At 66.9% G+C, this 13,732-nt stretch carries 17 protein-coding genes, 1 tRNA gene and 1 pseudogene; 8 read left to right on the plus strand and 11 right to left on the minus strand.

What is annotated here, in order from left to right; translation table 11 throughout:
* Positions 1 to 115: 115 nt before the first annotated feature.
* A complete protein-coding gene (locus ON20_RS33565) occupies positions 116 to 379 on the plus strand; it encodes a hypothetical protein (protein ID WP_157229090.1) in 264 nt (87 codons plus the stop codon).
* A 253-nt stretch (positions 380 to 632) separates the two neighbouring features.
* Here the strand turns inward: ON20_RS33565 and ON20_RS33570 are convergent, their stop codons facing one another.
* Both ON20_RS33570 and ON20_RS28210 read right to left on the minus strand, forming a co-directional pair.
* Positions 633 to 890: an alpha/beta fold hydrolase gene (locus tag ON20_RS33570; protein ID WP_051163535.1), complete on the minus strand. Its 258-nt coding sequence runs from the start codon at positions 888 to 890 to the stop codon at positions 633 to 635.
* Positions 891 to 905: 15 nt separating this feature from the next.
* Positions 906 to 1,958, minus strand: coding sequence for an NAD-dependent epimerase/dehydratase family protein (locus ON20_RS28210; protein ID WP_040840614.1), 1,053 nt, complete (start codon positions 1,956 to 1,958; stop codon positions 906 to 908).
* A gap of 173 nt (positions 1,959 to 2,131) precedes the next feature.
* On the opposite strand from ON20_RS28210, the gene ON20_RS28215 reads away from it, so the two are divergent.
* The 4 genes from ON20_RS28215 (at position 2,132) to ON20_RS28230 (ending at position 4,336) form a co-directional block, all read left to right on the plus strand.
* Positions 2,132 to 2,611 carry a Dps family protein gene (locus tag ON20_RS28215; RefSeq protein ID WP_040840616.1) on the plus strand — a complete coding sequence of 160 codons (480 nt, stop codon included), beginning with the start codon at positions 2,132 to 2,134 and terminating at the stop codon, positions 2,609 to 2,611.
* A 71-nt stretch (positions 2,612 to 2,682) separates the two neighbouring features.
* A tRNA-Leu gene (locus ON20_RS28220) sits at positions 2,683 to 2,767 on the plus strand.
* Positions 2,768 to 2,876: 109 nt separating this feature from the next.
* Positions 2,877 to 3,320, plus strand: a complete 444-nt coding sequence (locus tag ON20_RS28225) for an AbrB/MazE/SpoVT family DNA-binding domain-containing protein (RefSeq protein ID WP_157229091.1) — start codon at positions 2,877 to 2,879, stop codon at positions 3,318 to 3,320.
* Positions 3,317 to 4,336 (plus strand): tyrosine-type recombinase/integrase, encoded by a 1,020-nt coding sequence (locus tag ON20_RS28230; protein WP_040840618.1) that lies wholly within the window; start codon positions 3,317 to 3,319, stop codon positions 4,334 to 4,336. Before ON20_RS28225 ends, ON20_RS28230 begins: the two co-directional genes overlap by 4 nt.
* A 95-nt stretch (positions 4,337 to 4,431) precedes the next feature.
* On the opposite strand, the gene ON20_RS28235 is transcribed toward ON20_RS28230, so the two are convergent.
* Together ON20_RS28235 and ON20_RS40735 are read right to left on the minus strand one after the other, a co-directional pair.
* Positions 4,432 to 4,710, minus strand: a complete 279-nt coding sequence (locus ON20_RS28235) for a hypothetical protein (protein WP_040840620.1) — start codon at positions 4,708 to 4,710, stop codon at positions 4,432 to 4,434.
* A 68-nt stretch (positions 4,711 to 4,778) separates the two neighbouring features.
* Positions 4,779 to 5,412: pseudogene (locus ON20_RS40735) on the minus strand (histidine phosphatase family protein).
* Positions 5,413 to 5,452: 40 nt separating this feature from the next.
* On the opposite strand from ON20_RS40735, the gene ON20_RS28245 reads away from it, so the two are divergent.
* A complete protein-coding gene (locus ON20_RS28245) occupies positions 5,453 to 6,766 on the plus strand; it encodes a DUF6880 family protein (protein ID WP_174361950.1) in 1,314 nt (437 codons plus the stop codon).
* Between the two features lie 336 nt (positions 6,767 to 7,102).
* On the opposite strand, the gene ON20_RS28250 is transcribed toward ON20_RS28245, so the two are convergent.
* The 4 genes from ON20_RS28250 to ON20_RS28265 form a co-directional block, all read right to left on the minus strand.
* Positions 7,103 to 7,438: a YnfA family protein gene (locus tag ON20_RS28250; RefSeq protein WP_040840622.1), complete on the minus strand. Its 336-nt coding sequence runs from the start codon at positions 7,436 to 7,438 to the stop codon at positions 7,103 to 7,105.
* Between the two features lie 114 nt (positions 7,439 to 7,552).
* On the minus strand, positions 7,553 to 8,002 hold the full coding sequence (locus ON20_RS28255; protein WP_040840624.1) for a MerR family transcriptional regulator: 450 nt from the start codon (positions 8,000 to 8,002) through the stop codon (positions 7,553 to 7,555).
* Complete coding sequence (locus ON20_RS28260) at positions 7,999 to 8,343, minus strand: hypothetical protein (RefSeq protein ID WP_218002669.1); 345 nt, start codon at positions 8,341 to 8,343, stop codon at positions 7,999 to 8,001. Before ON20_RS28260 ends, ON20_RS28255 begins: the two co-directional genes overlap by 4 nt.
* A 583-nt stretch (positions 8,344 to 8,926) precedes the next feature.
* Positions 8,927 to 9,835 carry a TIGR03620 family F420-dependent LLM class oxidoreductase gene (locus tag ON20_RS28265; RefSeq protein WP_040840628.1) on the minus strand — a complete coding sequence of 303 codons (909 nt, stop codon included), beginning with the start codon at positions 9,833 to 9,835 and terminating at the stop codon, positions 8,927 to 8,929.
* Between the two features lie 110 nt (positions 9,836 to 9,945).
* On the opposite strand from ON20_RS28265, the gene ON20_RS28270 reads away from it, so the two are divergent.
* On the plus strand, positions 9,946 to 10,518 hold the full coding sequence (locus ON20_RS28270; protein WP_040840653.1) for a TetR/AcrR family transcriptional regulator: 573 nt from the start codon (positions 9,946 to 9,948) through the stop codon (positions 10,516 to 10,518).
* Positions 10,519 to 10,560: 42 nt separating this feature from the next.
* Here the strand turns inward: ON20_RS28270 and ON20_RS28275 are convergent, their stop codons facing one another.
* The 3 genes from ON20_RS28275 to ON20_RS28285 are packed head-to-tail and all read right to left on the minus strand — an operon-like array spanning position 10,561 to position 13,342.
* A complete protein-coding gene (locus ON20_RS28275) occupies positions 10,561 to 11,862 on the minus strand; it encodes a hypothetical protein (protein ID WP_051163545.1) in 1,302 nt (433 codons plus the stop codon).
* Positions 11,862 to 12,926 (minus strand): AAA family ATPase, encoded by a 1,065-nt coding sequence (locus tag ON20_RS28280; RefSeq protein WP_040840630.1) that lies wholly within the window; start codon positions 12,924 to 12,926, stop codon positions 11,862 to 11,864. Before ON20_RS28280 ends, ON20_RS28275 begins: the two co-directional genes overlap by 1 nt.
* Entirely contained in the window at positions 12,923 to 13,342 is a 420-nt protein-coding gene (locus tag ON20_RS28285; protein WP_051163547.1) for a hypothetical protein, read from the minus strand. The genes ON20_RS28280 and ON20_RS28285 overlap by 4 nt, the downstream gene beginning before the upstream one ends.
* 179 nt (positions 13,343 to 13,521) lie before the next feature.
* Here ON20_RS28285 and ON20_RS28290 point away from each other — a divergent pair.
* A partial coding sequence (locus tag ON20_RS28290; RefSeq protein ID WP_438803452.1) for a transposase occupies positions 13,522 to 13,732 on the plus strand: 211 nt, incomplete at its 3' end.

Here is a 13,732-nt window from a genome sequence, read left to right on the forward strand (position 1 = left end):
CGGTGCAACACCACCTCGACAGCAGCGTGGCGGCCTTGCCGGTCATTCACCGAGGAAAGCCGACGGCCTCGGGCAGCTGCCCTCGCCTGTGATCGTGACGAGCGAGGCGCGCGAAATGGGTAGCCTCCGCCAGTTCGACGGTGTGCGCCGTTGGCGCGTGCACCAGATGCCACGCCAACAGCTCCACATCCTGCGGGCGGCTCCAGAAACCGTATTCACCGCGCAGAACGGGCGTGACAGCGGCGATGCGCTCCGCGCGCCAGGGAAGGTGATCGGCGGCGAGCTCGAACTGTCGCCGAGCGCGCTGGACAGGACACTGAAACCGGGCAGATTGCGGTACCCGCTCGTCGGGACCGAGGCCGGCACGACACGAACGTAGGCGTTGACCACCGCCGGAGTGTGCCACACCGATTTGTCGTCGACCGGAATCGTCGCGTCCCGACTCGGCAGGAGGCCTTCTGCCGGAACGAGCCGATAGGCGCCGAACGTGCGGCATCGAACCGGCCGGGTCGTTCGGGGTCCCCATGGTCCGAGCCCGACCCAGGGCGGGTACCCGTTCGTTCCCCGTAGAGACTGTTGTAGAAGACGAGATGTCTTACCTGCCCAGGATGCGTTGCGGTGTACTGCCCCAACTACTGCCTTCCGGTTACCCGGCCGAACATCGTGGTCCGCCCCTCGTGCTCACCGATGAGATGATCGACCACGGCGGCGATATCCCGCACCACCATGCCGGCCCGGACCGCGGGCGGGTTCTTCGCCGACAGCTCGGCAGGACACGACGACCGACCGTAGCCACAAGCATCCACGAGGTAGACCGGATGACCGGCCCGGGCCAGATCACCGGTAAGGGAACCACCATCCTCGGGAAGGTCGAAACCCGCGCTCCACACCTGATCAACAAGCCGCTACACGCCCGGCGCGCCCACCGCCGCCGACGCACGCAACGGCGCGAACGCAAACCGGGTGAGCCCCTCCACCGGCTCCACCCGCGCCGTGAACCCGAGCAGCCGCTGCGCCCGTGCCGGATCGGCGACTATATGCCGAACGTCGCCGGGCCGCACCTGCCCGGTCACCACAGGTGTCGGCCCGCCCTGCGCCTGAGCCAATATCGTGGCAACCTCGCCGATCGTAATCGGACGCCCCGAGCAGATATTCAACGGCACGAACCCCGGCAACCCACGCTCCACCGCGGCCAGGTTCGCCGCGGCCACATCCTCGACGTGCACGAAGTCACGGGTCTGGCCACCGTCCTCGAACACTCGAGGCGCCCGTCCCGCCGCCAGCGCGGAACGGAAGATGGCCGCGACTCCGGAGTACGGGGTGTCCCGCGGCATATCGTCACCGTAGACATTGTGATAACGCAGCGCTGTCACCGAACCACCGGTGGCCACCGCCCACGCCGCCGCATAGTCCTCCTGCGCCACCTTGCTCGCCGCATACAGGCTGCGCGGCCGTGCCGGCGTGTCCTCGGGCACCGGCACCCAGTCGAGTATCTCCTGCCCCGCCCGATGCTCGAATATCCCCGCCGCGAGATCCTCCTGCCGCCGCGTCCCCACCACCACGACCCCACATCGCCGCCCCCGATACCTCCCCTCCCCATACACCACCATCGAGGAGGCCAACACCAGCCGCGAGCAACCCGCCCGATCCATCGCCGACAACAGCACGGCCGTCCCATAATCGTTGTGACTCGCATATGCCGGCGCGTCCTGCGGACTCACCCCCGCCCCGACCACCGCCGCCTGATGACAGACCACGTCGATACCCCGCAACACCCGGTCCATCGCCTCGGCATCGCGGACATCAACCCGCCCCACCCCCTCCGGCACCGCCACCCCGGCACCGTGTGCCGCCGCGAGCATGAGATCCACCGCGACGACCTCGTGCCCGGCCCCCACCAGCGCACGACGGACATGAGACCCGATGAAACCGGCCGCACCGGTCAGCAGTACCCGCACATCACAGATCCTGCCTGTTTGACGGAGCGAACCGGGGTAACCCGACCGTGAAGTCACGATTTCGTCATATCCGCCCGTCCCGATCTCCGCATGCGGGACGAGAGGTTTACATGTCCACCAGCGGGTATGACGACCTTGACGGCCGATTCGACACAGAGGAAGGCACAAACGCGATGTCCGTCCCCATCAAGAGCACCCTCGACGCCGAAGCGCAGCGCATCACCGGCGACGCCCTGCGCGCAACCGTGGTCGACCTCATCGATCTGTCGTTGATCGCCAAGCAGGCCCACTGGAATGTCATCGGCACCCACTTCCGCTCGGTCCACTTGGCCTTGGACGAACTGGTGAGCACGGCCCGGGAATACACCGACTCCTCCGCCGAGCGCGCCACCTCCATCGGCGTCAGCCCCGACGGACGTGCCGCCACGGTCGCCAAGGAAGCCGCCGGGCTCGGCTTCCCTGACGGCTGGCAGCAGGACACCGATGTCATCAACACCATCGTCGACAACCTGGCCACCGTCATCTCCCGCCTCCGCGAGCGCATCGATGCCACCGAGAAGGCAGATCCGGTGACCCAGGATCTCTTCATCGAAATAGCCGCCCGCCTCGAACAACTGCACTGGATGTGGCAGGCCCAGGTCTCCAAGGTCTGACCGGAACCCCCACGCCCGACCCGCGATTTGGCCCTACACCTAACCATCCGATACTCTTGCGGAGCACACCGGTCCGGGTGGCGGAATGGCAGACGCGCTAGCTTGAGGTGCTAGTGCCCGTTATAGGGCGTGGGGGTTCAAGTCCCCCTCCGGACACTTTTTTGTGGCATTTGTGCCCTAAATTCCGTGTTCAGGCATTGCCTGGACACATACTCTTCTGCCCATGCCGCGACCTGCGGTTTTACCCCCATCGGGGGTGGAAATTGTGACCGATGACACACTGCGGCCACTACTTCCCTCCTTCACGACCTGGCCCGGCACCCTGCCATCCGGCTCCGCTCTGCCGCTCTCCGCGGTCGACCAACCGGAACCCTCAACCGCCGTGCACAGCATCCGCCCGGTCGACACCAACGGCCGCGTCGTCGACAAAGCCATCGTCGACGCCCTCGACTGGCACTCCGGCGATCTACTGTCCTGGCGAGTCACCGGCGGCCTGGTCCTGATCACCCGCCCCGGCCACGGCAAACGCGGCGTCACCAAATACGGCCACATCTCGATTCCCGCCTCGGTCCGGCATGCCGCCGGCATCCGCATCCGCGAACGCGTCCTACTCGCCGCCGACCCCGACCACGCCCTGCTGGTCGTCTACCCCGCCACCGTCCTCGACGACATCCTCGCCCGCCGCTTCGCCGAAGGAACCACCCGATGACCCCGCACACGCATGCCGATATCGCCGCCGTCCAGATGCTCATGGACCGCCTCGGCGTCTCCGTCACCGACCTCACCAATGGACCCGCTGCCGAGACTGCTTCTCCTGCATCGACGTTCGGCGAATTCATCCCCGCCACCCTCGACCGCATGCCAGCCAACCGCACTCGCGAGCACTACCGCAGCTACTGGAACAAGATCCTCGCCCAACCCGGCTGGGCACAGCGTCGCCTCGACGAACCCACTCCTGCCGACCTGCAGGCCCTGTGCGAACAGATCCGCGCGAACCGGGTCATCCGCCGCTCCGACCGCGGCGGCAACGACGTCGTCCGCCACGTCATCGACGCCCTGCGCCGCCTCTACAAACACGCCGAGGACAGCCGCCTCATCGACCCCCGCGACAACCCCGCCACCCGCCTGACCAAACCCCGACGCACCCGCTCCCACCGCCGCGCCCTGCCCACCGACCTCCTCACCCAGATCGTCGAACTCGACTCCCTCATCCTGCGCCTGCACACCGAAACCGCCTGCCGCCGAGCAGGAGCCCTCGCCCTACGCCCCCAAGACCTCGACCCCGTCCAATCGATCATCCTGCTCCGCGAAAAGGGCGGCACCCACCTCTGGCGACCCATCTCCCCCACCCTCATGCAAGCCCTGTGCCGCCACGCCGAACAACGCGGCGCACCCCCGAACGAACCACTCCTGCGCGCCCGCACCGGCCACCCCATCACCCGCCGCCGCTACAACCACCTCTTCGACCGCCTCGGCACCCACCTGCCCTGGATCCGCACCCACGGCATCTCCATCCACTGGCTCCGCCACACCACCATCACCTGGGTCGAACGCCACTACGGCACCGCCGTCGCCCGAGAATTCGCCCGCCACAGCAACACCGGCAGCGGAGTCACCGGCATCTACACCACCGCCACCATCACCGAAGTCGCCACCGCCGTCGCCCACCTCACCGGCGAACCCCATCCCCTCGCCGCCTCACCCGCATCGCCCCGAACCGACTGACCGAACGCAGACATGTCGATCGAGAAGGGCACGGCACCGACGACGTCACCAGCCCGGACAAACCTTGCGGTGCCGACCCATTCCAGAATGGCGGATCATCGTGGCGACATGCCTCCTTGGTCGGCGGGCAAGTCGTAGACGACGTCTCCCGGTTCGATGCGCTGGGAAATCCCGGCAGAGAACATGAACGAACCCTTGCCGGGTATCTTCATATGGATCTCCAGGCCTTCCAGCACGCCCCTGTAGGTGGTGTTGTCCTCCTTGCGCAGCACGACCCGCTGCCCGACGGCGAAATCACCGACGACCCGCCCGACGACATACGGGTTCGGGAAAGACGACACCGGAAAGATCTCTTCGGCATGGAATTCGCTCACCGCTCATTCTCCATATCCAGCAACGTAGAGGTTTCCTCATCGACGAGGAAACCTGCACGGCCGTCCGGTCATAGGCCAGGCCCGACAACACGGACGCGGCGATTACCGAATGCGAGGTGATAGACCGCTGGCATCGGCATCGCCCGATGGAAGTCCCAATCGATACCGGAGCAACCGAACCCGAGCAGCGCCCGGGATATGAAGGTGCCGTGGCTGCCGACGAGAACCGGAGCACCGGAACCGTCGGCGAGAAGACCGGTCAGGGCACGTACCGCGCGCTCGGTGAGTTCGTGCAGGCTTTCCGCCGCTGGTCGCGCCCACTGCGGGCTCGCCCAGCTTTCTTCGTAGTAGTGCTCGTAGTCGGGAACCGGCGCAAGCCCCGAATCCCACTCCCGGAAGCTGCTGATCGATCCGGATCGGCATACCGAGAATCCGCCCCGTTGGTTCGAGGGTCTGCACCGCACGCAGGTATGGACTGGACACCATCGCCGTGGGCTCGAGGGTGGCGAGAGTGGGGGCGAGCCTCTCCGCTTGCGCCTTACCGGTGTCGGTCAGCGGCCGGAGATCGTCGCCGGGCCCGGCCAGCGTGGGCGGTACGGAACGAGCGTGGCGCACCAAGACGATCGAGGGTCTCACCCACGCAATTTTTCCGCATCCGCCAACCACATTCACCGTCGCATCAGCATGCCGACTCCACCGCATCGGAAACCTGCGGACAGAATCTGGTCAGACGCTCCGGCCGATGGCTGCGGTCGCTGCTCAAGGCACAATCGTGGCCGTGTCCGCTCTCGCCGATGCTGTGCTGCCGTTGATCCGAACCCGCACCGATCTCCATCGCTGGAGCGCGGCGAACGAGCACGGCCGGCAGATGCACGAGGCGCTCGACCTTCTCGACGCCGCGGCAGCCGCCGGTGACGATCCGCGGGAGGTGTTCGCGGTGACGCAGAAAGCAATTGCCAGTGCGGTGAAGGTGATTGCCCGCGCCGATGATTCCAGCGGAATCATCGGGGATGCGTGCCGTCGCCTGCTGCGCCTGCATCCTGTCGCCGCCACGGCCGCGAAACCACCCGCAGCCCGCTTGGTGGCGTGGATGCTGAAATTCCAGTTCGAGGGCGAGGTCGACTTCTTCGAACTCGACCCGGTCGCCTACGCGCCCGCCCTCGGCGACAAAGGACTCACGGCCTACCGTGCGAAGCTCGCCGAGATCGACGCCGGACTCGGACCCGAACTACCCGCACCCCAACCACCAGCCGGACAGCCCTACCGCAGCGACCAGGCGGCGTGGGATCGGTGGGGCGAGGATCAGCACACCCGATTCACGCTGGAATGGAACGCACGCCGCCTGGCGGTACTCGACCGCGATGTCGAGGCAATCATCGCCACCCACTCCCGAGACCGCGCGGTCGCGGCCTGGTTCACCGACACCGCCGAAGCCCTCGCCGAAATCGGACAGATCGACCTCGCACTCGACTGGGCCAAACAGGGCGCCGACTTCGACCACGGCCACCAAGCACACCAAGCCGCCGAATACTGGTGCACACTGCTGGCCGAACACCGGCCGGGCGAAGAACTCTCGGCACGGTGGGAAGTGTTCACCCGCTGGCCGGCCTCCGGCACCGCAGCCCGCCTGCACAGAAGCGCCGGAGAGTCCTGGCCCGACTACCACGACGCGACACTCGAACGACTATCGCCGACGCCACGGCACGCGGTCCTGTTCGCCCTCCAATCATTGCGGGACACCGAGCTGGCCTGGCAGCTGGCGCATTCCCTGAACCTGCAGGACGCCGACACCTGGAGCCTGCTCGTCACCGCCTACGAAAAAATCGACCCGCTCGCCGTCCTCCCCGCGCTCACCGACCTGGTCCTCGCCGAACTGACCGAGGCCGGCGCCCGCCACTACCAGATCGCGGCCCGCCGGTTGAAGAAGATGCGCACACTCGCCGACGGCACCGACAAACAAGACGAGGTCGACAGGTTCATCCTCGAACTCCGGGAAACCCATCGCCGCCGACCACGACTACAACGCGAATTCGACCGCGCCGGACTCCCAGCGTGATCACTCCTCCGGTGCCGGTGCGCCCAGACGACGGTTGACGCCATGCACACACGCCAGGCGCGCACTGTGCGCACACCCGCCGTATCGCCCGAGTCGTGCGCACACCCGTCCATCACTCGCACACCCGGTCCTCTGCCGGAGACCGTGCGCACGGCAACTGGTTCCGAGGAGCGCACCTTCTCTCCACCGTCGGGGCCCACTGGGCGAAACGTCCCCAACACAGGTGCCACAAGCGCCGACGCCTGCAGACCCGAGAACTCCCGACCGTGATACGCGATGAGGGAAGGCCGCGCAGCAGGGCACGGCACCCCGGACGACGGCCGAGCTCTTCCCGGATCAATCCGGGCGTGGCGCGTACATGATGACCGCAACCCCGATGAGGCAGATACCGGCGCCGATCACGTCCCAGCGGTCGGGCCGGAAGCCGTCGAGCATCATGCCCCACAACAGCGATCCCGCGATGAACACCCCACCGTAGGCGGCGAAGATGCGCCCGAAGTTCGCATCGGGCTGCAGCGTCGCGACGAACCCATAGATACCCAGCGCAATGACGCCGGCACCGATCCAAGCCCAGCCGCGATGCACACGCACTCCCTGCCAGACCAGCCAGGCACCACCGATCTCGGCGACGGCAGCCAGAGCGAACAGCAGGATCGAACGCAACACGGTCATCGACGGAGCCTAATCCTGGATTCCGGCGGAGGCCGCGGCACATCCGGCAACCTGCGCCCGCACGCACACCGGCAGTGCGACGATCGGCGCCCCTCCGTGACCCATCTTCTCGGCTCAGGAACCACGGCTGTCCCCTTCCCTGCCGGAGTGGTCGGACGCGGTGTCGAATGGCACCGGGCAGCCTGGAGTCTCGCTGCACACGACCAGGTCGTCACACCCAGCGGCCAACGCCGCGCGCAGGGTGTCGCGCACCAGGGTCAACTCGGTGAGTTTCGCATCGACCTCGGCCAGCTTGACCGCGGCGCGGGCCTGCAACCCGGCCTTGGCTCGAGGCTGCCCGAGCCCGGTGGCCGTAAGCAGGTCGGCAACCTCGTCGAGGGTGAACCCCAACCGCTGAGCGGCCTTGATCACCCGCAACACCGTCACCGCCCGCTCCGGATACAACCGATGCCCACCCACGCTGCGATCCGGCTCGGCCAGCAGGCCACGACGTTCGTAATAGCGCAGCGTCTGCACGTTCACACCGACCGCCGCGGCCAGCTCACCGGTGCGCAGCGCGGTCACCGGCCCTCACCGCCCGCGGTGTCCACCCGGGCGCCGAGGGCGTCGAGCACCTCGGCATAGGCGGCGGGAACGCCGACCCCCATTACCAGCCCGGCCTCGCTGGAATCGAAGTCGAAAGTGAACACCGAGCAGCAGCTCGACTCGCGTGCCGCCAGATCCCGCGTCACCGGCTCGGCCGCCGGATCCACAACGAGTTCGAGCCGAGCCGGATCCGGCCGGCGCACGGCGCGGACGGCCTCGGCGAAGAACCGGTCGAACTCGGCGAGCCGGACAGGTTGCTCGACCGTCGGCAGGGTGCACGAATCCGGCACCCACCCCTCCGCACCAGGAGACATCGTCATATCACCACGGTAAGCCTGTACCCGGGTACAGAATGCAACCCGAACCCGGATCCTGCTGAACCTGCGCCACGGGCCAGTGGTATCCGGCGGCGCCGGCCTAGCCGACCGGGCACGTGCCCTGTTCAACCATCTGGCCCGCCCGTATGGGCGCGGACTGGTGGTCTCAGTCCCTGAAAGTCAGCGCCACCGCCCCGAACTCGCCAATGTCGGCCCCACCCCTGAATTCCCATTCACCGCACACCCATTCACGCACTCCACCATCCCTGCCCTCACACACTATCCGTCCCACCACTTCCCACTCGCTACTGTCCGTTCTGGTTCAATCTTGCGGATATCGACCAGCCGACCTGGGACGCGAAAGGTTGCGCGAAAGGATTGGGCTCCTCGGCGGTTCGGATCTACTTTGCGGATTTTAGAGCGCCTGCTGCTGCATCGAGCTTTCGTCCGTCAGCGTTCCTGAAGTTTTTCTTGGAGTTCGAGAGATCACGCGGCTCTACGAGCTGAAGGATGTGGGGCCCCAGGTGTCCAGGAAGGAAACGCCGCGCCGGCAAGCGGCCCTTGAACGGCACCGAACACGCACCTGTCAGCGTCGACTGCCCAATAGAGAGGCCAGAAGCTTCCACTGTTGTGCCGGGATGGTGAACGGCTCGGCTGGTAGCGCCTGAAGGCAGACGTGATCGGCGCCGGCGGAGATGTGGGCGGCGATCCGTTGTTCCACCTGGTTCTCCCCGATCGCAACCAGTGCGTCGACGAGCCGGTCGCTGCCTGGTGCGGCGAGATCGGCGTCGGTGAAGCCGAGTCGCTGCCAGCTCGCACGGTAGCCCGGGTTGGACAGATAGGCGGCCACGTGTGCGCGGCCGCGGGTTCTGGCGTCCGCATCGTCGGCCCCGATCACGACAGCCTGTTCGACCACCAGCCTCCGGTCCGGCCCGAGGGCGGCGCGTGCCTGTGCGGTGTGCTTGGGCGTCACAAGATAAGTGATGGCTCCGTCGGCCCGGTCCCGAGCCAGCTGCAATGCGCGTGGCCCGAGTGCCGCCAGTATGCGGGGTAACCGCCCGGCGTCCGGCAGTCCGAGCTGGGTTCGCAAGGTGTCCGGTGTATCGAGGTCGTCGAGGTACTCGCGCAAGGTGGCCAACGGTCTGCGGTATTCGAGTCCGAGTACTCCTTCGACGACGCGGGGATTGGATGTACCGGCCCCGAAGACGAAGCGATCCGGGTAGGAATCCAGGAGAGCCCGGGCCGATGCTCGCATCCAATGTGGATGGCGACCATAGGTCACCGCGATCCCCGTACCGACCAGCAGTCTGCGGGTTGCGGCGAGCAGGCCCGCGGCAGTGACGAACGGATCGTGCGCGAGCCCTTCACTGAGCCAGATCGCGCCCAACCCCAGTTCCTCCAACTCCGCCACCAGCTCAGTCGCCGCAGCAGGCGCTTGCAGATCGAGCCCGTTCACCCAGATGCCGGTGCGTGGCATGTTCGGCGGCAACACCATATTGGATCCTGTCCACTATAATTCGGAATGGCATTCCGAATATACGGAGCGGCGTTCCGATTAAGCAAGGGAGTCCTGTGGAGCGAGCCGAATCACCTCCGCCGGGCGGCGTGCGAGCCGACGCCCGGCGCAGCCGCGGACGACTTCTCGAGACCGCCCGCGCAATGTTCGTCAGCGAAGGAGTCGATGTGTCGTTCAATGAGATCGCCCGGCGCGCCGGCGTTGGTCCGGCCACCCTCTACCGGCACTTTCCGCAGCGAGAGGATCTCATCGCCGCCGTGGTCGGCACCAGCCTCGACGAAGTCACCGCACTCGCGACCACCCTCGACACTGCGCCTGATCCCGGAGCCGCTTTATGGCAATGGATTGCCTCGTTGGTGGCACACATTCGCCGTGTGCGAGGGCTGTCCGACGAGATCATGCGCGCTCTCGAGTTCCCCGACAGCCCCTTGGCCCCGCATTGCGCGGCGGCAATGGCCGCGGCCGGGGCTGTGCTGGCCCGCGCCCAACAGTCCGGACGTGCAAACCCGGACGCCACCACCGAAGACATCGTCAAAATCGCCAGCGCCATTGCTTGGGCCAGCGGCCAGACCGATACCACCGACCCTGCCGGGGACCGCCTTCTCAACCTTGTGTTGCACGGCATCATCAGCCCGGACAAGGCGCGACCCTCACACGCCTGATCCCACCCTGTCGCCATGGTCGGTGTTATCCACTCGAGTACCTCAACCGCGCCGGGACTGCCGTCGTCGGCGTGTGTTGGGTGTGAAGTAGGAGCGCTCGCTTTCCGACCATGGCCGTGGTTTGGGGTCTTGTCGTGGCTGCGCCGGCGGCCAAGGCGCGGGTTCGGTGGCGTTGGCGAGGTAGCCTGACGGTGCGGCCTCCGGCCGCCGGAACGCGGGCCGTTGTGCTCCGCTCCGGCTCCCGTGGCCGGCGTATTGGGTCCGGGTCATCGGCACTGCTGCTGTGGCATTGATCGCGCTTTCGAACAATGTGTGCTGCTCGCTCCATTCGCGGGTGATGACGGGCGCGAGGCTGCGGTGGTGGAGCATGGCGTCGCCGCCGCAACGGTGCAGGGCAAACCAGGCGGCGCTGGTGAACCGGGCGTCTTCGTTGCGGGGCTGCGGTTTGCGGTAGCTGGGTCCGCCGTAGGTGCGTTGGGTTCGGTAGTCGTGAATCGGCCGGCTCGGTGACCGCCAGCAGTCCTGGGAGATCCAGTGGGCGATGGCGTCGCCGACGACGTGTGGCTGGTAGTGGGGTTGGCCGAGACGCCGCCCGATCTCGCCGCAGAATCGTCGTTGCATATCCGGACCACCGGCAGCCAGGCGCCGCCAGTGTAGTGAGCCGAGGACTTCGGCGATGTCGACGGCTTCGGGGTAGGTGGCTGCGAACAATTTCGAGGGAGTGAAGGTCGTCAGCTCGGTGCCGGTCGGGATCAGCTTCTGCGCGCGTTCGGTCCACCGGTGTCGCGCATCCCCAGGCGGAGGTTGTCCTCGTGCGCTCCATCGGTGTGCACAGACGAGGAAACCGGTGAGGACCGCGTCGAATGTCGCTGCCGGTCCGAGTCGGCTGAGCAGCCGCAGGTGCGCTCGCTGCGCGGCAACGATTTCCGGTAGTTCGCTCAGATCGGGTTGTGGGAATCCGGTCAGGTCGGGCGGCCCGATCCAGAGGCGGTGACGCAGGCAGACCAGCTCGTGGTGGCCCAGCAGTTGCAGGGGAGGGCCACCGGGGTGAATGGCGGCGCAGCGGCGGCAGCCGTGTTGGGGTTCGTGGCGCAGGGCGAGCCAATCCGGCTCCGGGTCACGTAGTTCGATGATCGCGCGGGCCAGTCGCCGGCGGGGCTGGTCGACGACGGCGGCGAACCGGTCCGGGTCGAGCCGGCGAGTGCTGGTGCCCTTGCGTGAGGAGCTGACCTGTGTCCAGAGTTCGGTGAACGGCATCTCGTGCAGAGCCGCCAACCGGTTCAGGTAGGAGACCGCGATCTCGTCGCGGGCCGGTCGTATGCGGATCGGCAACCGTGAACCCATCAGGCACTCGCTTGTGTGCGGCCGGTAGCCGGGCGGCGGCGTGGCGGCGCGCTGCGGGTAGCCGCGTAGTCGACGGGGATCTCCTCGAGCAACGCCCGGGTGATCTTCTCACTGCCGTCGTCGATGGCGAGGATAGCTGCGCCGCGGATCAGCTGCGAGAGGCTGCCGATCATGCCGCCGGTGCGCTGATAGAGGTATTCGGCCAGACCAACCAGGGTGCCCGGTGGGTGGTGGTGCAGCGCAAGCATGCTTTCGAGCGAGGCGATCAGCGCGCGCCATGTCTCGCGTTGGTCACGGGTCCCGTAGGCGAAGGCGGTGGAGCTGATGAGGGTGAACCGTCCGGCGATCTGCCGACCCCGGACCCCGGCGAACAACCCCTGGGCTTCGACCTCTATTCCTGCGTAAGCGAAGGTAGCGGGCAGGCGTTCGGCGAAATACTTCAGCTGGTCGGACGCTTCGGCTCCGGAACGAGTGGCCAGGTTCAGATTGTGGATCTCGTCGACCAGCACCAGATCCACCTTCGTCCGCGCCGCGGTCACGCAGACCGCGCTGACGATATCGGGCATGTTCGCGCGGCTGCCGAATTCGAGCCCGAAGAACCGCGCGAACTCAACCGCAAGCATCCGCGGTGTGGCGGCGGGCGGGACGGTGACATAGACGACCGGGATCCGGTTCGATCCGGCCGGGCCGGGATGGCGTTTGCGGATCGCGCGTTCATGGGTGCGGCCCAACTGGGTCAAGGCCGTAGTCTTGCCTGTCCCGGAGGCTCCCGACAGCATCAACCCGCGCCGGGCGGAAACCTGCCCGCGGTTGAGCTGGACCAGCATCCGGCCCGTGCGCAGCATCTGGCGGATGGTCGGGGTGTTCACCAACGGCAACTGCCCGTGGTAGTCGCGGCGCTTCTCCTCGGCCGCAGCCCGATCACGAGACGACAGCGCCGTCACCGCCACCGGCTCCGGTGGTGGCTCGGGATCGAACTCGGCAAACCGCCGCCAGCCCTCCTTCGTCATCAACGATTCGTCCCCGGACGGCGTGTCGTCATCGTCGACGGCTCGTCGTGTCATATCCACCTCTCCGCTTCGGCGTCGGCATCGAAGATCCCGAACGGAATGATCTCGGCGGACTCGGAAACCGCAGACCGCTCCGGCTCGGGCTGAGCTTCTGATTCCAGCTCCGACAACGCCTCCGGTGAGCGATGTCCGGCAGCGGCGCGGGTCCGGGCAACGATCGTGCGGCCGGTGGTGTCGGGTCCGTGCTCGGCGCGGGTCAGCAACGCATCCAGAGCGCGGGCGATCTCGGTTTCGGTGACCTCGCGGCCGGACTCGGCAACCAGCCGCCGAGCATGCCGCCAGGTGAAATCCGCGAACGGCGCACCCACCATCGGCAGGTGCGTCCAGGGCGCGGTGATCCAGCCGCCGTCATGGTGATTACGGACGAATACCCGCGACAGGTCGTAGGGGTCGTAGTGGACCTCCCACAACCCTCGCTTGGCCGTCAGCCCCGACGGCTGACGGCGGTAGTGCCCGAGTCCGGGTGAGGTGCCCGGTCTCCTCCGGACAGTGACCCCTGGTAGGGCGGTTACGGGAATTCGAGGGAAAATAGGCTGTGGCTCAGCAGAGGAAGAAGTACTCACCGGAGTACAAGGACGAGGCCGTGAAAATGGTTCTCGAGAGTGGCGGTCGTTCGATCGCGGCAGTCGCACGGGATCTGGGAATTAATTCCGGAACGCTTACCAACTGGGTGGCGGCGTACCGGAAAAAGCACCCGGACGAGGAAGAACCGCTCGCGATTTCGGAGCGAGCGCGGTTGCGTGAGTTGGAGCGGGAGAACCGCGAGCTACGGATGAAGGCCGAGTTCCTGGAAAAAGCGG

The sequence above is a fragment of the Nocardia brevicatena NBRC 12119 genome (assembly GCF_000308495.1).
Classification (GTDB): Bacteria; Actinomycetota; Actinomycetes; order Mycobacteriales; family Mycobacteriaceae; genus Nocardia; species Nocardia brevicatena.

Bases quoted from the DNA above. Each gene is read 5' to 3' on its own strand.
- ON20_RS33565 (WP_157229090.1), top strand. From the start codon at position 116: ATGGGTAGCCTCCGCCAGTTCGACGGTGTGCGCCGTTGGCGCGTGCAC.
- ON20_RS28215 (WP_040840616.1), top strand. From the start codon at position 2,132: ATGTCCGTCCCCATCAAGAGCACCCTCGACGCCGAAGCGCAGCGCATC.
- ON20_RS28230 (WP_040840618.1), top strand. From the start codon at position 3,317: ATGACCCCGCACACGCATGCCGATATCGCCGCCGTCCAGATGCTCATG.
- ON20_RS28245 (WP_174361950.1), top strand. From the start codon at position 5,453: ATGGCTGCGGTCGCTGCTCAAGGCACAATCGTGGCCGTGTCCGCTCTC.
- ON20_RS28250 (WP_040840622.1), bottom strand. From the start codon at position 7,438: ATGACCGTGTTGCGTTCGATCCTGCTGTTCGCTCTGGCTGCCGTCGCC.
- ON20_RS28260 (WP_218002669.1), bottom strand. From the start codon at position 8,343: ATGACGATGTCTCCTGGTGCGGAGGGGTGGGTGCCGGATTCGTGCACC.
- ON20_RS28265 (WP_040840628.1), bottom strand. From the start codon at position 9,835: ATGGTGTTGCCGCCGAACATGCCACGCACCGGCATCTGGGTGAACGGG.
- ON20_RS28275 (WP_051163545.1), bottom strand. From the start codon at position 11,862: ATGGGTTCACGGTTGCCGATCCGCATACGACCGGCCCGCGACGAGATC.
- ON20_RS28280 (WP_040840630.1), bottom strand. From the start codon at position 12,926: ATGACACGACGAGCCGTCGACGATGACGACACGCCGTCCGGGGACGAA.